General features: G+C 71.5%; 17 protein-coding genes. 9 read left to right on the forward strand and 8 right to left on the reverse strand.

Annotated elements, in window-relative coordinates:
• From AB0I38_RS31205 to AB0I38_RS31220, 4 genes are all read right to left on the reverse strand, one after another.
• Positions 1-1,479 (reverse strand): hypothetical protein, encoded by a 1,479-nt coding sequence (locus AB0I38_RS31205; protein WP_358487275.1) that lies wholly within the window; start codon positions 1,477-1,479, stop codon positions 1-3.
• Positions 1,480-1,619: 140 nt separating this feature from the next.
• Positions 1,620-1,865 carry a M64 family metallopeptidase gene (locus AB0I38_RS31210; RefSeq protein ID WP_358487283.1) on the reverse strand — a complete coding sequence of 82 codons (246 nt, stop codon included), beginning with the start codon at positions 1,863-1,865 and terminating at the stop codon, positions 1,620-1,622.
• Entirely contained in the window at positions 1,853-2,239 is a 387-nt protein-coding gene (locus AB0I38_RS31215; RefSeq protein WP_358487290.1) for a M64 family metallopeptidase, read from the reverse strand. The genes AB0I38_RS31210 and AB0I38_RS31215 overlap by 13 nt, the downstream gene beginning before the upstream one ends.
• Positions 2,240-2,353: 114 nt before the next feature.
• On the reverse strand, positions 2,354-3,211 hold the full coding sequence (locus tag AB0I38_RS31220) for an anti-sigma factor (RefSeq protein ID WP_358487293.1): 858 nt from the start codon (positions 3,209-3,211) through the stop codon (positions 2,354-2,356).
• 169 nt (positions 3,212-3,380) lie between these two features.
• Between AB0I38_RS31220 and AB0I38_RS31225 the strand changes: the two genes are divergently transcribed.
• Both AB0I38_RS31225 and AB0I38_RS31230 read left to right on the forward strand, forming a co-directional pair.
• On the forward strand, positions 3,381-4,718 hold the full coding sequence (locus AB0I38_RS31225) for a class II 3-deoxy-7-phosphoheptulonate synthase (RefSeq protein WP_358487297.1): 1,338 nt from the start codon (positions 3,381-3,383) through the stop codon (positions 4,716-4,718).
• 115 nt (positions 4,719-4,833) lie between these two features.
• On the forward strand, positions 4,834-5,601 hold the full coding sequence (locus tag AB0I38_RS31230) for an SAM-dependent methyltransferase (protein ID WP_358487305.1): 768 nt from the start codon (positions 4,834-4,836) through the stop codon (positions 5,599-5,601).
• Positions 5,602-5,643: 42 nt separating this feature from the next.
• On the opposite strand, the gene trxA is transcribed toward AB0I38_RS31230, so the two are convergent.
• Positions 5,644-6,018, reverse strand: a complete 375-nt coding sequence (gene trxA / locus AB0I38_RS31235; protein ID WP_358487312.1) for a thioredoxin — start codon at positions 6,016-6,018, stop codon at positions 5,644-5,646.
• 192 nt (positions 6,019-6,210) lie between these two features.
• A complete protein-coding gene (locus AB0I38_RS31240; RefSeq protein ID WP_358487318.1) occupies positions 6,211-7,773 on the reverse strand; it encodes an ExeM/NucH family extracellular endonuclease in 1,563 nt (520 codons plus the stop codon).
• Between the two features lie 226 nt (positions 7,774-7,999).
• Between AB0I38_RS31240 and AB0I38_RS31245 the strand changes: the two genes are divergently transcribed.
• From AB0I38_RS31245 to AB0I38_RS31275, 7 genes are all read left to right on the forward strand, one after another.
• Entirely contained in the window at positions 8,000-9,151 is a 1,152-nt protein-coding gene (locus tag AB0I38_RS31245) for a pentapeptide repeat-containing protein (protein ID WP_358487323.1), read from the forward strand.
• A 547-nt stretch (positions 9,152-9,698) separates the two neighbouring features.
• Positions 9,699-11,480 (forward strand): thiol reductant ABC exporter subunit CydD, encoded by a 1,782-nt coding sequence (gene cydD / locus AB0I38_RS31250; protein ID WP_358487334.1) that lies wholly within the window; start codon positions 9,699-9,701, stop codon positions 11,478-11,480.
• Positions 11,477-13,159: a thiol reductant ABC exporter subunit CydC gene (cydC, locus tag AB0I38_RS31255; protein ID WP_358487347.1), complete on the forward strand. Its 1,683-nt coding sequence runs from the start codon at positions 11,477-11,479 to the stop codon at positions 13,157-13,159. Before cydD ends, cydC begins: the two co-directional genes overlap by 4 nt.
• Before the next feature lie 94 nt (positions 13,160-13,253).
• A complete protein-coding gene (locus AB0I38_RS31260) occupies positions 13,254-13,877 on the forward strand; it encodes a hypothetical protein (protein WP_358487351.1) in 624 nt (207 codons plus the stop codon).
• On the forward strand, positions 13,874-14,197 hold the full coding sequence (locus AB0I38_RS31265; protein ID WP_358487356.1) for a transcriptional regulator: 324 nt from the start codon (positions 13,874-13,876) through the stop codon (positions 14,195-14,197). The genes AB0I38_RS31260 and AB0I38_RS31265 overlap by 4 nt, the downstream gene beginning before the upstream one ends.
• The gene (locus AB0I38_RS31270) at positions 14,194-15,105 is read left to right on the forward strand and encodes an ABC transporter ATP-binding protein (RefSeq protein WP_358487361.1); all 912 of its coding nucleotides are present in this window, start codon (positions 14,194-14,196) and stop codon (positions 15,103-15,105) included. Before AB0I38_RS31265 ends, AB0I38_RS31270 begins: the two co-directional genes overlap by 4 nt.
• Positions 15,098-15,838 carry an ABC transporter permease gene (locus AB0I38_RS31275; protein ID WP_358487370.1) on the forward strand — a complete coding sequence of 247 codons (741 nt, stop codon included), beginning with the start codon at positions 15,098-15,100 and terminating at the stop codon, positions 15,836-15,838. Before AB0I38_RS31270 ends, AB0I38_RS31275 begins: the two co-directional genes overlap by 8 nt.
• Positions 15,839-15,921: 83 nt before the next feature.
• Here AB0I38_RS31275 and AB0I38_RS31280 read toward each other — a convergent pair whose 3' ends face one another.
• Both AB0I38_RS31280 and AB0I38_RS31285 read right to left on the reverse strand, forming a co-directional pair.
• Positions 15,922-17,148 carry a S1C family serine protease gene (locus AB0I38_RS31280; protein ID WP_358487376.1) on the reverse strand — a complete coding sequence of 409 codons (1,227 nt, stop codon included), beginning with the start codon at positions 17,146-17,148 and terminating at the stop codon, positions 15,922-15,924.
• A gap of 210 nt (positions 17,149-17,358) precedes the next feature.
• Positions 17,359-17,532 (reverse strand): zinc ribbon domain-containing protein, encoded by a 174-nt coding sequence (locus tag AB0I38_RS31285; protein WP_358487431.1) that lies wholly within the window; start codon positions 17,530-17,532, stop codon positions 17,359-17,361.
• Between the last annotated feature and the right edge of the window lie 86 nt (positions 17,533-17,618).

Below are 17,618 nucleotides of genomic sequence, written 5' to 3' on the forward strand. Positions count from 1 at the left end.
TCATCGGGCGAGGATCGCCTCGTACGCCTTGCCCTTGGGGCCGTGGCGCAGGTCGGCGCACTGGCCGGCGCCGGCGCCGCTGAGCTTGTTCGGCACGCCGAGGTCGGCGGGGGCGGGCGTGTTGCCGGTGCAGACGATCGCGCCCTTGACGGTGCTGCCGGAGAGGATGGGCGCCTCGTTGCGGGTGAGCGCCGCCGCGCCGCGGATGTCGGCGCCCACGATCTGCAGCGACGTGGTGCGGTCGGCGGCGAGCGCGCCGTCCACCCTGGTGCCCAGCAGGTGCACGGCCGCGGCCTGGCCGGCGGTGAGCGTGCCGGACAGGTGCCCGCCGGTGACCACCAGCGACGCGCCCTTCTTCACGCTGACCGGCCCGGTGACGCGCGCGTCGTGCAGGCAGGTGACGCCGTCGGTGACGGTCAGCACGCCGCGGTGCGTGCCGGTGACCGTCCGGGTGCAGGCGGGCGGCGGCGCGATCGTGGTGACGGTGAAGTCCTTGGCCGCGCCGTAGTTGCCCGACGCGTCGATCGAGCGGTACTCGATGGTGTGCCTGCCGCGCGGCAGCCTGCCGTAGACGAGGTGGTCGATCGTGGTGCCCGCCTCGCTGAACGTCCAGGGCAGCTCCGAGGACGTCGGCCAGCCGAAGTAGTTGAACCAGCCGTCGCCGTTCACCCTCGACTCCGACACCACGTACCCGTCTTTGTCGTCGGTGCCGGTGAGCCGCATGGTGAACGGGCCGTTGTAGACGTAGGTGTCGCCGGAGCGGACCAGCGGCTTCGAGAGCTCGTAGGCGGTGGCCGGCGGGGCGGCGTCGATCGTCCAGGTGAGCGTCTGGTCGCCGAGGCTCGCGGTCAGCGTGTGGCTGCCGGGTGCCAGGTCCAGCGTCTTCAGGTCGAGGTCGCCGCCTTTGCCGCCGACGCTCTTGCCGTCGAGCTTCCAGGCGATCTCGGGCACGCCGGCCGCCGGGTGCGTGGTCTCCACGTAGACGACCTCGTCGCGGCCGACGGGCCGGTCGGTGGGCCTGGAGGAGACGAACGCGGGCGCGACGCCGTCGGGCGGTGTGGTGATCGTGGTGTCCACCGTCCAGGTGCGGGTCCTGGTCATGGCCGCGCGGATGGCGGGATCCCGGACGAACTCCGTGGGGTCGCCGACCGTGGCCGTGACCGTGTGCGTGCCGGGCGTGAGTTCGAGCGCGCGCAGGTCGAGGGTGTCGCGGTCGCCTGACACCTCCTTGCCGTCCACGGTCCAGGTGGTGAGCAGGCCGTGGCTGACGGGGCGCATCGGCTCCACCCACAGCACCCGGTCCGCGCCGACGGGGGCGCCGGAGGGGGTCGCGTCCTGGATCAGCATGGTCTTGGCGGTGATCTTCTGGACCATGATCTCGCGGCTGACCTGGTCGTAGTAGCCGAGGGACTTCTTGACATCCTCCCGGCTCTGAAGAACCGGGATTCCAACCGTCGCCGGTCGGGCTTCCTGCTTCACCGCCGGTCGCCCGCCCGAGAGAGGACTCTCGTTGAGGTCTTACACCGGCTCCACAGGCGTTTCGCCTCTCCGCAAGCCCTGCGGCGAGGGTGATTCCGATCATTCGTCCGGTGGCTTGGTTGTCGCCACCGCCGAACACACTACCGAAACGCGCGGTGTCGTGCGGCGTTTCGACGCAGGCCGCCCAGGGAGTGGCCGATCTCGTGCGGACTGATCAGGGCCGACATGGCGTTGCTGCCGGAGGCGGTCGCGTACGTGCCGCCGGCGCCGCCGTAGGTGCCGCTGTTGCCCAGGGCGAGGATCTGCCGGTTGCCGGAGACGGTCCCGGCGACCAGGTCGGCGTACCGGATGAACGCGCCGTTGTCCATGGTGATCAACCGCTGCACGCTCCCGGCGTTGCAGCGGCCCCAGAAGCCCATGCTGAGCGGGTGGTCTTCCTGGGCGAGGTGAGGTCGGGGTCGCAGCTGATGCCGGAGTCGCCGGAGACGATGTCGATCCGGTAGACATTCAGGTAGGTGCGGTAGGACTTGTAGGGCTCGATGGACCACATCACGTTGAGATGGCGGTCCACGTCCTGGCGGAACTTGTCCTGTTCCGCCGCCGTGTATCCGTCGCCCATGATGATCAGGTTGAATCTCTTGTCGGGCGCGCCGGTGACCTGCACGGGCACCACCGTGGCGTCACCGGGCTCGACGGCCGCCTGGGCAGGAGGCGCGTACAAGAACGCCGCGGCTAACACCAGAACCGCTAATTTCCGCATGCCCTGCACTATCGGCCTGGTACGCCCATCAGGTCCCATCCCATAAAGGTATAACTTTGTCATGTCGGCAAGAGCCGGCTGCGGCGGAGCCAGGGTTCCGGGCGGCGGTCCGGCTCAGGCCGCGGGGAGCTCGGCGAACAGGATGGGCCGCGTCGTGGGCCGCTCGGACCCGCCGGCGGGCTCGACCGTGAGCCCGACGTGGCCGTCGTTCTGGAGCCGGGCGAGCACGGGCGTGGTCAGACCGTCCGGCCGCCGGTCGAGCGCTCCCACCGGCCGCATGCCGTCCGGGCCCATCAGCCACAGCACGTAGACCTTGGACGGCGGCAGCTCGGGTAGCCCGGACGAGGTGAACACCATGCGTCCCTGCCCGCGGGACAGTACGGCGACGCCGGTGCCGCCGGAGGCGACCCGCTGCCGTACGGTCCGGGCGTCGGGCGCGGCGAGCACGGCGCTCAGCGCGGCCGACGTCTCCGCGTCGCGGGTTCGCAGGTCGCCGAGGTCCCGGCGGGCGTCGAAGGCCACCACCCCGAACGCAACCGCGGCTGCCGTCGACACAGCCACCAGCCCAGCCAGCGCCTTCGCCCTCCACCGACCCTCCCGCGCGTTCGCCCTCCACCGACCTGCCCGCGCCTTCGCGTGCCACCGCCGAGGCGGCGCGAGCCCCGGTCCGGACGGCCCGCCCGCCTTCGGCCGCGCGGAGATCGCCTCCGGAAACGGCCCCGGTGCGCGGACCGGCCGGCCGAAGGCGGCCCGGCGTACCCGGTGGACGGCGGCGAGGACGCGCGGACGGAGGGCGGCGGGCGGCTGCTCGGCGACGGCGACGGCGAGCCGGGCGGCCGTCTCGCGCAGCAGCCGCACCTCGGGCCCGCACGTGGCGCACTCCGCGAGGTGCCCCTCGAACAGCACCTCGTCGGCGTCCGGCAGGGCGTGCACGGCGTAGGCACCGGACAAGGCGTGGAGGTCCTCGGTCATGGGCAGCCTCCCGCGTCGTTCCTTACCTCCTTGATTCGGCTTCCCGGGCTCGTCGGATGGCGGGAAGCCCTCAGTTTTCGCGGCTCGGGTAAGACCAGGGAAAAGTGCGTTCTCATAACGTGGACATCGGGGTCGGTCAGGTCGGGTGAGTGGAATACCCTCGTATGTCGTGAGCGCACACAGCAATCTCGATTCCTGGCGAGCCCTGCCCGCGGCCCAGCAGCCCGACTGGCCCGACCGCGGTCTGCTCTCGAAGGTCGTCGCCGAGCTCGGCGGCCTGCCCCCTCTCGTCTTCGCCGGTGAGTGCGACCTGCTCAAGGGGCAGCTCGCCGCCGTGACACGGGGCGAGGCCTTCGTGTTGCAGGGCGGTGACTGCGCCGAGACGTTCTCCGGGGCGACCGCCGACAATGTGCGCAACAAGCTCAAGACGTTGCTTCAGATGGCGATCGTGCTCACCTACGCGGCCAAGGTGCCGGTGGTGAAGATCGGCCGGCTCGCGGGGCAGTTCGCCAAGCCGAGGTCCAAGGGTGTCGAGACCCGTGACGACGTCACGCTGCCCGCCTACCGGGGCGACATGGTCAACGGCTTCGACTTCACCGAGGAGTCTCGCGAGCCCGACCCGTGGCGGCTGCTCAAGGCCTACCACTCCTCGGCCGTGACGCTCAACCTGGCCCGCGCCTTCACCAAGGGCGGCTACGCCGACCTGCGCCAGGTGCACGCCTGGAACCAGGACTTCGTGGGCGAGTCGCCGGCGGGCCGCCGCTACGAGCAGCTGGCCCGGGAGATCGACCAGGCGCTGGCCTTCATGCGGGCCTGCGGGGCCGACCCCGAGGAGTTTCACACGGTCGAGTTCTTCTCCTCGCACGAGGCGCTGATCCTCGACTACGACCGGGCGCTGACCCGCATCGACTCGCGCACCAGCCTGCCGTACGACGTGTCGGCGCACATGGTCTGGATCGGCGAGCGCACCCGCCAGCTCGACGGCGCGCACGTCGACTTCTTCTCCCGCATCCAGAACCCGATCGGCGTCAAGCTGGGCCCGACCACCACGCCGGCCGAGGCGCTGGCGCTGGTGGAGAAGCTCAACCCGGCCAACGAGCCGGGGCGGCTCACGTTCATCACCCGGATGGGCTCCTCCAAGATCCGCGAGCACCTGCCCGCGCTGGTCAAGGAGGTCACCGCGTCCGGCGCGCAGGTCGCCTGGATCTGCGACCCGATGCACGGCAACACCTTCGAGACGCCGAGCGGCCACAAGACGCGCCGGCTCGACGACGTGCTCGACGAGGTGGCGGGCTTCTTCGAGGTGCACCGTTCGCTCGGCACGCACCCGGGGGGCATCCACATCGAGTTCACCGGCGACGACGTGACCGAGTGCGTGGGCGGCGGCCAGGAGATCGTCGAGGACGACCTGTCGCGCCGCTACGAGACGGCCTGCGACCCGCGGCTCAACCGCGGCCAGTCGCTCGATCTGGCCTTCCGGGTGGCCGAGCTCTACCGCTCCAGCTGACCCGCGGCACGGGCCGCCCGCGTGGGCGGCCCGATCTTTCTCCTGTTGAGTGACACTCGCGTTCCCGCGTCTCCTATGATCTTTCCAAAATATGCCGATATTTCGGGGAGCGATCGTGGAAACCGTGCCAGAGGGTGTCGACCCGAGCGTGCCGAACGTCGCTCGGATGTACGACTACTACCTCGGCGGCAAGGACAACTTCGCCTCTGACCGGGCGGCCGCCGAGCAGATCCTGCGCCTCTTCCCCAACACCAAGGAGGGCGCGCGGGCAAACCGGGCGTTCCTGCGCAGGGCCGTCCGGCACGTCGTCGACTCGGGCGTGGACCAGATCGTGGACCTCGGGGCCGGTCTGCCCACCCAGGGCAACACGCACGAGATCGCGCCCGACGCCCGCGTGGTGTACGTCGACTACGACGCGGTCGTGTGCGCGCACGGGCGGGCGATCCTCGGCGGCGAGAACGTGGAGATCCTGCAGGCCGACGTCCGGGACACGGGCGCGCTGATCGAGCAGCTGGGCAAGCTGGTCGACTTCGAGCGGCCGGTGGCCTTCCTGATGCTGGCCCTCCTGCACTTCATCCCCGACGACGAGGCGTACGGCATCGTGGCGACGCTGCGCGAGGCGAGCGTCCCGGGGAGCCATCTGGTCGTCAGCCACGCCGTCGACGCCGCGCCGGACACCAGTCCCGAGGCGCTCCAGGTCTACCGGCAGGCGACGGCCGCGCTCAACCTCAGGACGCCCGAGGAGATCACCCGCTTCTTCGACGGCTACGAGCTGCTGGAGCCCGGCCTGACCTTCCCGCAGGACTGGCGGCCGGACGAGGAGCCGTGGCCGGGCTCGACCATCGCCGACTTCGGCTACGTCGGCGTGGGCCGCAAGCCCTGACGGCGCGAAGGCCCCGCCGGTCGGGCGGGGCCGGTCACGCGGTCAGTTCTGCTCGGCCTGCTTCAGCTCCTCGCTGAGCTCGGTCCTGATCGCGTCCATGTCGAGCGCGCGGACCTGGCCGATGAGGTCTTCGAGCGCCGGCTCGGGGATGGCGCCGGGCTGGGCGTAGACCACGATGCCGTCGCGGATGGCCATCAGCGTCGGGATCGAGCTGATGTCGAAGCCCTGCGCGAGCGCCTGCTGGGCGTCGGTGTCGATCTTGCCGAACGTGATGTCCCCGTGCTTGTCGGACGCCTTCTCGAAGATCGGCCCGAACGTCCGGCACGGCCCGCACCAGGCCGCCCAGAAGTCGAGCAGGACGATCCCCTTGTCGGCGATGTCGTTGAAGTTCGTCTCGGTTACTTCGATGGTCGCCACAAGCGGCTCCTCGTATGTCGTCGAAGTCTGTCGTGGGCGGAATCGTGGTGGAGATGCAGTCGTGTCAACCACGTACCCACCGCCAGCATTCCATGCCGGGACCCGGCCCCGGCACCGCGGCCGGGTCCCGGTGTGACGGGCGCGGGCCCGCCGTCACGGACGCTCCGCCCCCGTCAAAGTGTTGGGAAAGCCTCAGCGGCCGGGCAGGGTCAGGCCGATGACGACCGGGTCGTGGTCGGAGGAGCGGTAGGCGTCCGGCCGGTAGAGCCCGGGCGGGTTGAACTCGGTGTTGTAGTCGAGGACGCGCGGCTCGTCGGCGTTGATGTGCCAGATCGTCGCGCTGGTGACCCGCTTGAGCAGCTGCCGGCCGACGAGCGCGTGGTCGAGCTCGCCCGCGAGCCCCTCGAACAGGTAGCTGTAGCGCAGCGGCGCCGGCACGAACCGCTTGGTCACGCTGGTCAGGCCGCCGTCTTCGAGCGTGTCGATCGGGTCCTCCTCGCCGTAGGCGTTGAGGTCGCCCAGCACCATCGGGTTCGGCAGGTCCGCGACCAGTCCGAGCAGCGCCCGCGCCTGCTGGACGCGGGTGGCGTTCCAGCAGCCCTGTCCGTCGCCCTGGTCGGCGTCGGGGCCGCCGCCGTCCGGGCAGCTGCCCTTGGACTTCAGGTGGTTGACGATCATGGTGAACGGCTGGCCGCCCGCCGCCCGGCGGAAGGTCTGGATGAGCGGCGGCCGGCTGAACACCGGGTCCTCCGAGGCCCGCGCCTCACCCACGGGGGTCAGCCTGCCGGGCTTGTAGATGAGCCCGACCTGGATCGCGTCGGTGCCGGGGTACGGGTGGCGCAGCGCGGCGTAGGTGCCCGCCCCGACCTCGGCGTTGACGGCGTCCACGAGGGCCCGCAGGGCGGTCTGGCCGTTGTTCTCGACCTCCATCAGGGCCACCGCGTCCGCGTCGAGGCCCTTCAGCGCCGCCACCAGCTTGGCCAGTTGCCGCCGCTGCTCCTCCTCGGTGCCGGCGCCACGGGAGCCGAGCGTGGTGAACCAGTTGAGCGTGTTGAACGAGGCCACCTTGACGTTGCCGATCACGGGGAAGGGCCGCGACGGGCGTGGGTTGGCGTCGTGGTAGGCGATCGGCTTGGTGGGCTGCAGGCGGTAGGTGTCGAAGCCGTAGCCGAGCACGCCGGTGACGCCGGTGGCCAGGTCGCCGGTCCGCACGATCGGCGGCAGCGTCTCAGGGTTCTGCCTGTTCGAGCCGTCGTCGATGAGCAGCGAGCGGCGCCGGTTCAGGTCCGCGTCCACGCCCCGCCGGTCGGTCGGCTGGAACAGCCGCCCGCCCGAGGAGACCGTCACCTCGCCGAACCGGCCCAGGTTGTAGTGCTCGGTGACGGTCAGCGGCTGCGGGAAGGTGAGCAGCATGTTCTCGACGGGCTCCAGCCCGTCGCTCGGCAGCAGGTACGGCAGCGCGGCGATCTGACCGGTGCCGCAGACGTCCACCGCGGTCACCGGGGACAGCTCGGTCCAGCCGTTGAACTCCGTCGCCCGGCCGGTCACGAGGACCCGGTCACCGGGCCGGACGTCCTTGACCGTGTCGCGGGCGAACGCGAACAGGCCCTCGGAGGTCTTCGGGTCGGCGTCCGGCCGTGGGTCCTGCAGGAAGAACCCGCTCAGCTGGTCGCCGCGCTGGAAGTCGCCGGTGACGACGCCCTCCACCCGGACGGTCTGGCCGGCCAGGGGGGTGGCGTCGCCACTCCCCTGCACCTGGGCGATCCGGTGGGTCGGCGGCGTGTCGCACGGGGGTGGCCGGCGTCGCTGCGGCGGGGGTGGCGGTGAGGGCGGCCACGACGAGCGCGGCGATGGTGGCCCAGGATAAGACGCGCATGACCGGCACTGTAGGCCCAGAGGGGGGAACAGTTTCCTACATAAATAGAGCTATAGCCTTAAATCACCGAACCTTGACATGGGCGTTTGCGGGTATGAGCCATGCATGGACTGGGTCACCTGCGCGCACTCGGCCGCCTGCACGGGAATCGCGCGTCAGCCGTACGGTCTCTGCCTCTCACACCTGTCCCACGACGAGCTCACCGCCTCGCTCGCGAAGCTGTCCCCTGGCCGCCTGCTCGACCTGCGAGGCACCGCGCTCAGCGGCGACCTGCTCGCCCGGGTGATCGAGGCGACCGGTGGCCGGCCCGGCCGGACCCGGCTGGAGCACGCGCGGTTCACCGGCGAGGTGCGGCTGGCGGGCGTCACGTTCGCCGGGGACGTGTCGCTCGACGAGGCCAGGTTCGACCGGCTGGCCTCCTTCTTCGGCGCCCGCTTCGAGGGCAACGTGTCGCTGGCCGGAGCGAGGTTCGCCCGCGAGCTGTCCTTCCACGGCGTCCGGACCCGCGGCCACGTCTCGCTCGACCGGGCGATCATGTCCCGCGACGCGCTGTTCAGCCAGGCGGCCTTCGGGCACGGGTTATCGTGCGAGCGGGCCAGATTCGACGGTTACGCCACCTTCGACGGCGCCGGGCTCGGCCACGGCGCGAGCTTCCGCGGCGCGCGGTTCGGCCGCACGGTGTCGTTCCGCAAGGTCAGCGGCAGCGCCGGGTTCGACGCCGCGCACTTCGCCGCCGACGCCTACCTGTCCGCCACCGGCCGGTTCTCCGCCGCCCGGGCGCGCGCCGACGGCGTGCTCGACCTGGCGGTCGCGGGCTGTGGGGTCAACCTGCGCCGGGTGGAGGTGGCGGGCACGACCACGCTGCGGCTCACCGACTCGCGGGCCGACCTGGAGGGCGCCGTCCTGCGCGGCCCGGCCACGGTGACGGGCCGGGGCGACTCGGCGGTGATCTCGCTGCGCCAGGTCGACGCGGCCAGCCTGGCCTTGTACGGCCTCGACCTGTCGGCGTGCGGGTTCGCCGAGCTCGCGCATCCGGCGGGAGTGCGGCTCAAGGACTGCCACTACACGCTCACCCCGCAGGGTGTCCGGGTGAACATGCGCTGGCCGTTGCTGCGCTGGTTCTCCCGCCGCGGCGCGCCGATGGACGATCAGGAGGCGGCGATCGCGGCGATCGCGGCGGGAGCGTCGCAGCCGCCGCCCGCGACCGGCCGCGACTCCCGCCGGGACAGCCCGGCCGGTCCGGTGACGCGCCGCTGAGGGGGCCTGGTGAGTTCTGGCCCGACCCCGGGATGTGGGGTCGGTTGGGTGGTTACTGGCCCAGGCGTCCGTCGATCCGCTCACGCAACAGGTCGACGTGACCCATGTGGCGGCAGTGTGGTGCGCTCGTCGCCCAGCCTTGGTCCGTCCTCTCGGGGGTCGTCTTCGAGATCGATGAACATGTCGGCTCGTCGGGTCGTGGCCATGACGGCATCATCAGTGATGCGCATGGCGGCCGACAACCGATTACAACGCCTGCGCTCAGGGGCTGGGAGAGCACCTGTCAGAGCGTGTCCAGGACACCGGCGAACTCGCGCCACGCCGACCGCTCCTCCTCCAGGTGTCGCCGGCCGTCCCGGCCGTCGTCGTGCTCGCGGGCGGCGCGCCGTACCTTCTGGAGCACAGCGCGCCGTCCTCTACGCTAAGTGTGCTCAGCGTCATGGTCCTTCCGTTCGCGCCGGTCATGGTCGCCGCGCAAGTATGGGTATGGCGCACCTTTCATCCGGGAAAGGGCACCGACCGGATCCCATCGTTCTTCTGAGGGCACGTGCACAAAGATCTTCTGCGCCTCATGCGGGCCGAGCGGTCGGTCCGCCGCCATCTGGCCGTCACCCTGGCGGCCGCGGTGCTGGCGGGCCTGCTCGTGCTGGTCCAGGCCGAGCTGCTCGCCGGGGTGCTGTCCGGCCGGTTCGCCGTCACGGCGCTGACCGGCGTCGTCGCGGTCGTCGGCCTGCGGGCGCTGCTGGCCTGGACTCAGGGGGTGTTCGCCGGGCACACGGCCACGGGCGTCAAGTCGGCGCTCAGGCAGCGGCTGCTGGCCCGCTTCCAGGAGCTCGGGCCCGCCAGGTTGACCGGCCACCGCTCGGGCGAGCTGGTCACGCTCACCGGGCGCGGCCTCGACGGCCTCGACCCCTACCTCACCGGCTACCTGCCCGCGATCGCCGTCGCGGGCGTGGTGCCGCTGGCCGTGCTCATCCGGCTGTTCACCGCCGACCTGGCCAGCGCGATCATCGTGCTGCTCACGCTGCCGCTGATCCCGATCTTCGGCGCGCTGGTGGGCATGACGACCAAGGCCGTCACCGAGCGCCAGTTCCACGCGCTGTCCCGGCTCGGCGGTCACTTCCTCGACGTGGTGCGCGGCCTGCCCACGCTGCGCGCCTTCGGCCGGGCCCGCTACCAGGCGACCGTCATCGAACGGGTGGCCGACGCGCATCGCTCGGCCACCATGCGCACGCTGCGGGTGGCGTTCCTGTCGTCCCTGGTGCTGGAGCTGTGCGCGTCGCTGTCGCTCGCGCTGGTGGCGGTGCCGATCGGGCTGCGGCTGCTGGGCGGGTCGCTCGACCTGACGACCGCGCTGCTGGTGCTGCTGCTGGCGCCCGAGGCGTACCTGCCGCTGCGCATGATGGGCACGCGCTTCCACGCCTCGATGGAGGGCGTCGCCGCCGCCGACGCCGCCTTCGCCGTCCTCGACCGCACCCCGGACACCGCACCCGGCGCCACCCCGCCCGACGCCACTTCGCCCGGCGCCACGTCGGCGCCCCCGTCCAGCACCACGCGCGAGGTCGCGGGGGCTCTGATCGCCCAGCCGGGCCGGGGCGGGGGCGCGGGCATCGAGCCACCGCCGGCCGGCGCCGCCCGGATCCATCTCGACGACGTCACCGTGCGCTACCCCGGCCGCGACGACGCCGCGCTGGAGCACGTCACGCTCACCATCGAGCCCGGCGAGCACATCGCGCTGGTGGGTGAGAGCGGCGGCGGCAAGAGCACCCTGCTGCACCTCATCCTCGGCTTCGTGACCCCCTCGGCAGGCCGGGTCCTCGTCGGCGAGACCGACCTGCGCGACCTGGACCTCGACGCCTGGCGCGCGTCGCTGGCGTTCGTCCCCCAGCGCCCCCACCTATTCACCACGTCGGTGGCCGACAACATCCGCCTGGGCGCCCCCACGGCCTCTCCTGAAGAGGTACGCCGGGCCGCCACGGCGGCTCACGCCGACGAGTTCGTCCAGCGGCTCCCCAACGGCTATGACACGCCTGTGGGTGAGCGGGGCGCCAACCTGTCGGCGGGCCAGCGTCAGCGCATCGCTCTGGCCAGGGCGTTCTGCCGCCCGCGGGCCTCGGTGCTGCTCCTCGACGAGCCCACGGCCCGGCTCGACGGCCGCAGCGAGGCGGCGGTGGTGGCCGCCACCGCCGAGCTCAGCCGCGGCCGCACCGCGATCATCGTCGCGCACCGGCCCGCCATGATCGACCTCGCCGACCGCGTCGTCCGCGTCCACGAGGGCCGGTTGGTCTCCGACACCGCGGCCGTGACCGACCTGGGGAGCGTTCGATGAACCACCGGATGGGGATCCGGCTCGGGTGGGCCGTGCTCGCGGGCGCGGCGGCCGACCTCGCCGGGCTCGGGCTGATCGCCGCCGCCGCGTGGCTGATCACGCGGGCCGCCGAGCAGCCGCCGCTGACCGCGCTCAGCGTGGCGATCGTGGCGACCCGGGCGTTCGCGACCAGCAAGGGCGTCTTCCGCTACGCCGAGCGGCTCACCGGCCACGACGTGGCGCTGCGCGCCCAGGCCGGCACCCGCGAACGACTGTACGAGTCGCTCATCCCGCCCCAGCGGCCCAGGCACGGCGGCGCCGACCTGCTGAGCCGGATGGTCGACGACACCGAGGCCGTCCAGGACCTGCTCGTCCGGTGCCTGCTGCCGGCCGCCGCGGCCGCGCTGACGGCGCTGGCGGCCGTGGTCCTCGGGCTGTTCGTGCTGCCGGTCTCCGCGCTGGCGCTGGTCGCGGGGCTGGTCGTGGCGGGCGTGCTGCTGCCCGTCATCACGGCCACCGCGGCCCGCCGCTGGTCGGCCAAAATCGCCCCGGCGCGGGCGGCGCTGGCCGGCCGCGTGACCGATCTCGTGCACGGCTCGGCCGACCTGGCCGCCTACGGCGCCGGCGACCACGCCCTGACCCGGGCGCGGCACGCGGACACGGCCCTGGCCGCGCTCGAACGCCGCCAGGCCCGGGTGCACGCCCTGGCCCTGGCGGGCGGCACGCTCACGCAAGGGCTCACGGTCGCGGCCATCGTCCTGCTCGCCCAGGACGCCGGCGTGGGCAGCGTGGCCACGGCCGTCCTCGCCCTCACCGCGCTGGTGTCGTTCGAGCCGGTGCTGCCGCTGGCCGCGGCGGGCGAGCGCATGGCGGGCATCACGGCGGCGCTGCGGCGGCTGAAGGACGTCCGGGACGCCAGTCCCGCCGTCACCGAGCCCTCCTCCCCCGCTCCCGTCCCGGCGGGGCCGCTCACCGTCGAGGTCGAGGACCTGGTGGTACGCCATCCGGGCGCTCAGGGACGGCCGGCCGTCGACGGCGTGTCGCTGACCCTGACCCCCGGCAGGCGCGTGGCGCTCGTGGGGCCGAGCGGAGCGGGCAAGAGCACGCTGCTGGCGGCCCTGATGCGGCTGGCCGAGCCCGAGTCGGGCAGCGTCCGGGTCAACGGCACCGATCTTCGCGAACTGGCCTCCGACGACGTCCGCACCCTGATGACCGGCCTCACCCAGGATCCGTACATCTTCCAGACCACGCTGCGCGACAACCTGCGCCTGGCGGGGCCCGAGGCCGACGACGAAGGGCTGACGCGGGCCGTGCGGGAGGCGCGGCTGGAGCACTGGGTCGAGCGCACGGGATGGGACACCGAGCTCGGCGAGGACGGCCGGACCGTGTCCGGCGGCCAGCTGCAGCGGCTGGCGCTCGCCCGGGCCCTGCTCTACGACCCGCCGGTGCTGCTGCTCGACGAGCCCGCCGAGGCGCTCGACGAGACGACGGCCGACGCTCTCATGGCCGACCTGCTCGACGCGACCCGCGACCGCACCACGCTGCTCGTCACCCACCGGCTCAGCGGCCTGGAGCGGGTGGACGAGATCATCGTGCTGGAGGAGGGCCGCGTGATCCAGCGCGGCCCGCACGACCTGCTGGTCTCCGAGCCGGGCTACTACCGCGATCTGTGGGAGTCCGGGGTCCTGACCAGGCGCTGAGCGGCCGGTCCCCTCAACCTGAGCCCATGGGGCTTGTGTTGGCGTCGCAAGCTGGTTTAAAGTACAAACCAGTTTGACGATGAGAGAGGTTGCGATGGTAGACGAGAACGAGCGGCCCCCCAGCCCCGAGGAGACGCTCCGGCTCATCGAACGGCAGCGCGCCGACACCGTCAGGCAGCTCAGAGGCGACCCGCTGCTGCAGTACGTGCCGTGGGGCGTCGCCTGGGCCATCGGCTTCACCACGTACTTCCTGCACTACGGGTTCGACGGCACGCCGTACGCGCCGATCACCGAGACGCAGGCGCTGGTCACGCTGCTCGGCTCGCAACTGGTGGCCGGAGCCGTGGCCGCCTACGGGATCACGAAGCAGAGCGCGCAGACGCGCGGCGACAATTCCGCCCGCGGAAGGATGTACGGCTTCACGTGGCTCGCCGGGTTCCTCCTGATGTCGGTCATCGCGATCCGGATCTCCCCCATGCTGCCGTCGGCCGAGACCGGGCTCGTCTGGGCCGGCGCGTCCCTGCTGCTGGTGGGGGTCCTCTACATGGCCGGCGGGGCCATCTGGCTCGACTGGCAGATGTTCTTCATCGGCGCCTGGGTGGTGGCCGTCGACGCGGCCGGCGTCCTGCTCGGCCCCGGATGGCACGCGTTGCTGACCGCCGTGCTGCTGGGGGGCGGGTTCATCGCGGCCGGCCTGTGGTTCCGGCGGCGGCCGTGACCGCCGAGGGCCCGCTGCCGGAGCTGGATCCGGTGATCCACGCGCAGGCCAGGCTGCGCGTGGTGTCCGCCCTCAACACGCTGGGTGACGGCAACGAGATGGCCTTCCCCGCGCTCAAGGAGCTGCTCGGCATGACCGCCGGCAACCTGTCCGTCCACCTCACCAAGCTGGAGGACGCCGGCTACGTGCAGATCACCAAGACCCACAAGGGCCGCACCCCCGTCACGTACGTGTCGCTGACCAAGCGCGGACGGCTGGCCTTCGACGACTACACCAGGGCCATCCGCGCCCTGCTCGACACTGCTGGAGGCACCTCATGACCGTTCTCGCCAGATCAGCGGAGGTCACCCGTCGCTATGGCGACGTGGTCGCGCTCGACCGGGTGTCGCTCGACATCCGGGCGGGCGAACTGGTCGGCCTGCTCGGTCCCAACGGGGCGGGCAAGACCACCCTCATCAACCTGTTCGTCGGCCTGCGCCGCCCGACGTCCGGCACGGTGGAACTGTTCGGCGACTCTCCCCAGAATCCGCTGAACCGGCGCAACATCGGCGTCACGCCGCAGGAGACGGGCCTGCCCGAGGTGTTACGGGTCGGCGAGATCGTGGACTTCGTCTCCGCGCACTTCCCCGACCGGGTCGCCACGCCGGAGCTGCTCGACCGGTTCGGGCTGGGTGACCTGGCCAAGCGGCAGGTCGGCGGCCTGTCCGGCGGACAGAGGCGGCGGCTGGCGGTGGCGCTGGCGTTCGCCGGCCGGCCGAAGATGGTGTTCCTCGACGAGCCGACCACCGGGCTCGACGTGGAGGCCCGGCGCACACTCTGGGACGGCATCAGATCGTTCCACGAGGAGGGCGGCACCGTCCTGCTCACCAGCCACTACCTGGAGGAGATCGAGGCTCTCGCGCAGCGTGTGGTGGTCGTCGGCTCCGGCCGCGTGCTGGCCGACGACACCGTCCAGGCGGTGCGCGACGTGGTGGGAGTGCGGCGCGTCTCACTGGTCGCCGACACCCTGCCCGAGCTGCCGGGCGTGCTGGGCGTCGAGCACGCCGACGGCCGCACCCACCTGGTCACCACCGACCCCGACCGGCTGGTCGTCGAGCTGGTGCGGAGCGGCACGCCGTTCTCCGGGCTCGAGATCAGGCCGACCACCCTCGAAGAGGCCTTCCTCGCCATCACCTCGGAGGAGACGACCTCGGAGGAGACGACGTCAAAGGAGAGCACGCATGTCTAGCCTGATCCTCACCCACACCCGCTACCAGATGCTCGAGCAGATGCGGATCCCGATCAGCTGGGTCGCGAGCGCCTTCTTCCCCGCCGCGTCGATGCTGGCGTTCGTGGTGCCGTTCGCCGCCGCCGACCCCGTCGCCGCGACCCGGGCGACAGGGTCGATGATGATGATCGGCGCCATCTCGGCCGCCCTGATGGGACTGAGCATCACGGTCTCCCAGGACCGCGAGCAGCCGTGGAACCCCTACCTGCGCACCCTGCCCGCCGGTCCGCTGCCGCGCTTCGCCGGGCGGATCATCACCAACATGGCGATCATGGTGGTCGCGGTGATCCCGGTGCTGGTCATCGCGGCCCTGTTCACCGAGGCGGCGATCACCGGGCCGCGGCTGCTGATGGGCATGGGCGCGCTGCTTGCCGGGTCCGTCCCGTTCATGCTGATCGGGCTGTTCATCGGCTTCGTCCTGCCGTCCAAGGCGGCGATCGCCGTGTCGCAGCTGCTGTTCTTCCCCATGTGCATCCTGGGCGGCCTGTTCCTGCCGCCGCAGATCATGCCGGACTTCGTCCAGGCCATCTCACTGTACGTGCCGAGCCGCGGCGCGGTGGAGCTGGTCTGGAGCGCCACCACCGGATCCGCCGCCGATACGCTCGGCCTGGTCATGCTCGTGGTGTGGACGGTGGCCGCGGCGGTGGCGGCGGTCTGGGCGTATCGGCGTGACGAGGGCCGCCGGTTCGCCTGAGCCGTCCCGGCCTCTCGAAGCGGGGGGTGTGCCGCCAAGTCCGCAGCGATCTCGACGGCACACCCGTCCGTGAGGGGGTCCGGTTATTTCTTCTCTTCGAGGGTGACGGTGACGTTACTCGTCTTACCGTCCCTCATATATGTGATCTGTACCTGTTGGCCCACTTTGAAACCTCTGACCTGCCCCACAACCGTGTCCCCGGCATCAACGGCCTTGTCACCGATCTTGGTGATGAGGTCGCCCTGCTTCAGGCCCGCCTTCTCCGCCGGGCTTCCGGCCGTCACCTGGCGGATGAGCGCGCCGGGCACGTCGCCGCTGGCGTCGGTCACGCTCACTCCGAGGAACGCGTGGGTGACCTTGCCGCTGCTGATGAGCTGCTCGGACACCTGCTTGGCGGTGTTGATGGGAATCGCGAACCCCACCCCGATGCTGCCGCTGCCGCCGCCCGTGGCGATGGCGGTGTTGATCCCGATCAGCCGGCCCGCGGCGTCGACCAGGGCGCCACCGGAGTTGCCCGGGTTGATCGCCGCGTCCGTCTGGATGGCGCCGCCGATCGTGGTGGCCTGGCTCGCCTCACCGCTCTGGCCCCAGCCGGGCGGCAGTTGCCGCTGCTCCTGCTCGCCGCCCACGGTGAGTGTGCGGTCGAGGGCGCTGACGATGCCCGCCGTGACCGACCCGTCGAGGCCGAGCGGGCTGCCGATGGCCAGGACGGCATCGCCGACGTTGAGCTGGTCGCTGTCGCCGAGCGACGCGGCGGTCAGCCCCGACACGCCCTCCGCCCTGATGACCGCGAGGTCGGTGGCCGGGTCGGTGCCCACGACCGAGGCCTTGGCCGTCTTGCCGTCGCTGAACTTGACGCTCATCTGACCGCCGCCCTGCCCGGCGCCCACGACGACGTGGTTGTTGGTGAGGATGAGCCCGTCGTCCGAGAGCACCACGCCGGAGCCCTCACCGGAGCTGCCCTGGATCATCACGACCGACGGCTGCACCTTTCGCGCGACCTCGGCGACGGAGAGCTGGTTGCCTGCCTGCTTGAACACCGGGCTCGGCGCGGAGACCACGCTGGTGTCCTGGAACGAGGTGGCGACGACGGCCCCCACGACGCCGCCGCCGATCGCCATGGCCGCCAGCGCCAGCCCTGCGACGGCCTTGCGCCCCACGGAGACGCCCGGCTTCCTCGGGGGCGGCGGGGGCGGAGGCTGCTGCATGATGACGGTGTCTCGCCGGGGGAAGCCCCCGGCGGAGGGCGGCGTGTCACCGAACTGGCTCCAGCCGCCGTTGCCCTGCTCGCGAGGCTCGTACGCGTTCATCTCGTCTCCTCAAGTCCCGATGACTCAAGAGTGCCAAGACGCGTGTAAGTGCACGTTAAGCCGCTGATCCAAGGTTCCTGGGAAGCCTGACGCGCGCCTTATCACCGCTGGTGGGCGACCGGTCACAGCGCCGGGATCGCGAAGAATCCGTTCAGCGCGGTTTCACGGGTTGACATCCTCCCCCGCCTGAAGGGGGGATTCCAACGGCAACTACCCCACGAGGAGGAGGTCGCGTTGAGGTTCGCGGTTCATAGGCTCGCCCAACGGCAAGCCTCCCCGCGCAGCGACGGCATGCCCTGCCGCCGTGTCTCTGATGTTCTTCGCGGCGTTCACGTCAGCGTGGGAATGGTGCCCACAGGCGACGCACAGGAAGACCGCTTGGATGCCCCTATGTTCGTCAAGTGGTCAGGCTGGGGCAGGGGGATGATCGGCTGTCGCTTTTTTGATGATGGAGTAGACCTCGCGGGCGA

The sequence above is a fragment of the Nonomuraea cavernae genome (assembly GCF_040655715.1).
In the GTDB taxonomy this organism is placed as follows: domain Bacteria; phylum Actinomycetota; class Actinomycetes; order Streptosporangiales; family Streptosporangiaceae; genus Nonomuraea; species Nonomuraea cavernae_A.

Coding starts and splice junctions, on each gene's coding strand:
- AB0I38_RS31275 (WP_358487370.1), top strand. CDS start 15,098: ATGTCTAGCCTGATCCTCACCCACACCCGCTACCAGATGCTCGAGCAG.
- AB0I38_RS31270 (WP_358487361.1), top strand. CDS start 14,194: ATGACCGTTCTCGCCAGATCAGCGGAGGTCACCCGTCGCTATGGCGAC.
- AB0I38_RS31220 (WP_358487293.1), bottom strand. CDS start 3,211: ATGACCGAGGACCTCCACGCCTTGTCCGGTGCCTACGCCGTGCACGCC.
- AB0I38_RS31260 (WP_358487351.1), top strand. CDS start 13,254: ATGGTAGACGAGAACGAGCGGCCCCCCAGCCCCGAGGAGACGCTCCGG.
- AB0I38_RS31280 (WP_358487376.1), bottom strand. CDS start 17,148: ATGAACGCGTACGAGCCTCGCGAGCAGGGCAACGGCGGCTGGAGCCAG.
- cydC (WP_358487347.1), top strand. CDS start 11,477: ATGAACCACCGGATGGGGATCCGGCTCGGGTGGGCCGTGCTCGCGGGC.
- AB0I38_RS31245 (WP_358487323.1), top strand. CDS start 8,000: ATGGACTGGGTCACCTGCGCGCACTCGGCCGCCTGCACGGGAATCGCG.
- AB0I38_RS31215 (WP_358487290.1), bottom strand. CDS start 2,239: ATGCGGAAATTAGCGGTTCTGGTGTTAGCCGCGGCGTTCTTGTACGCG.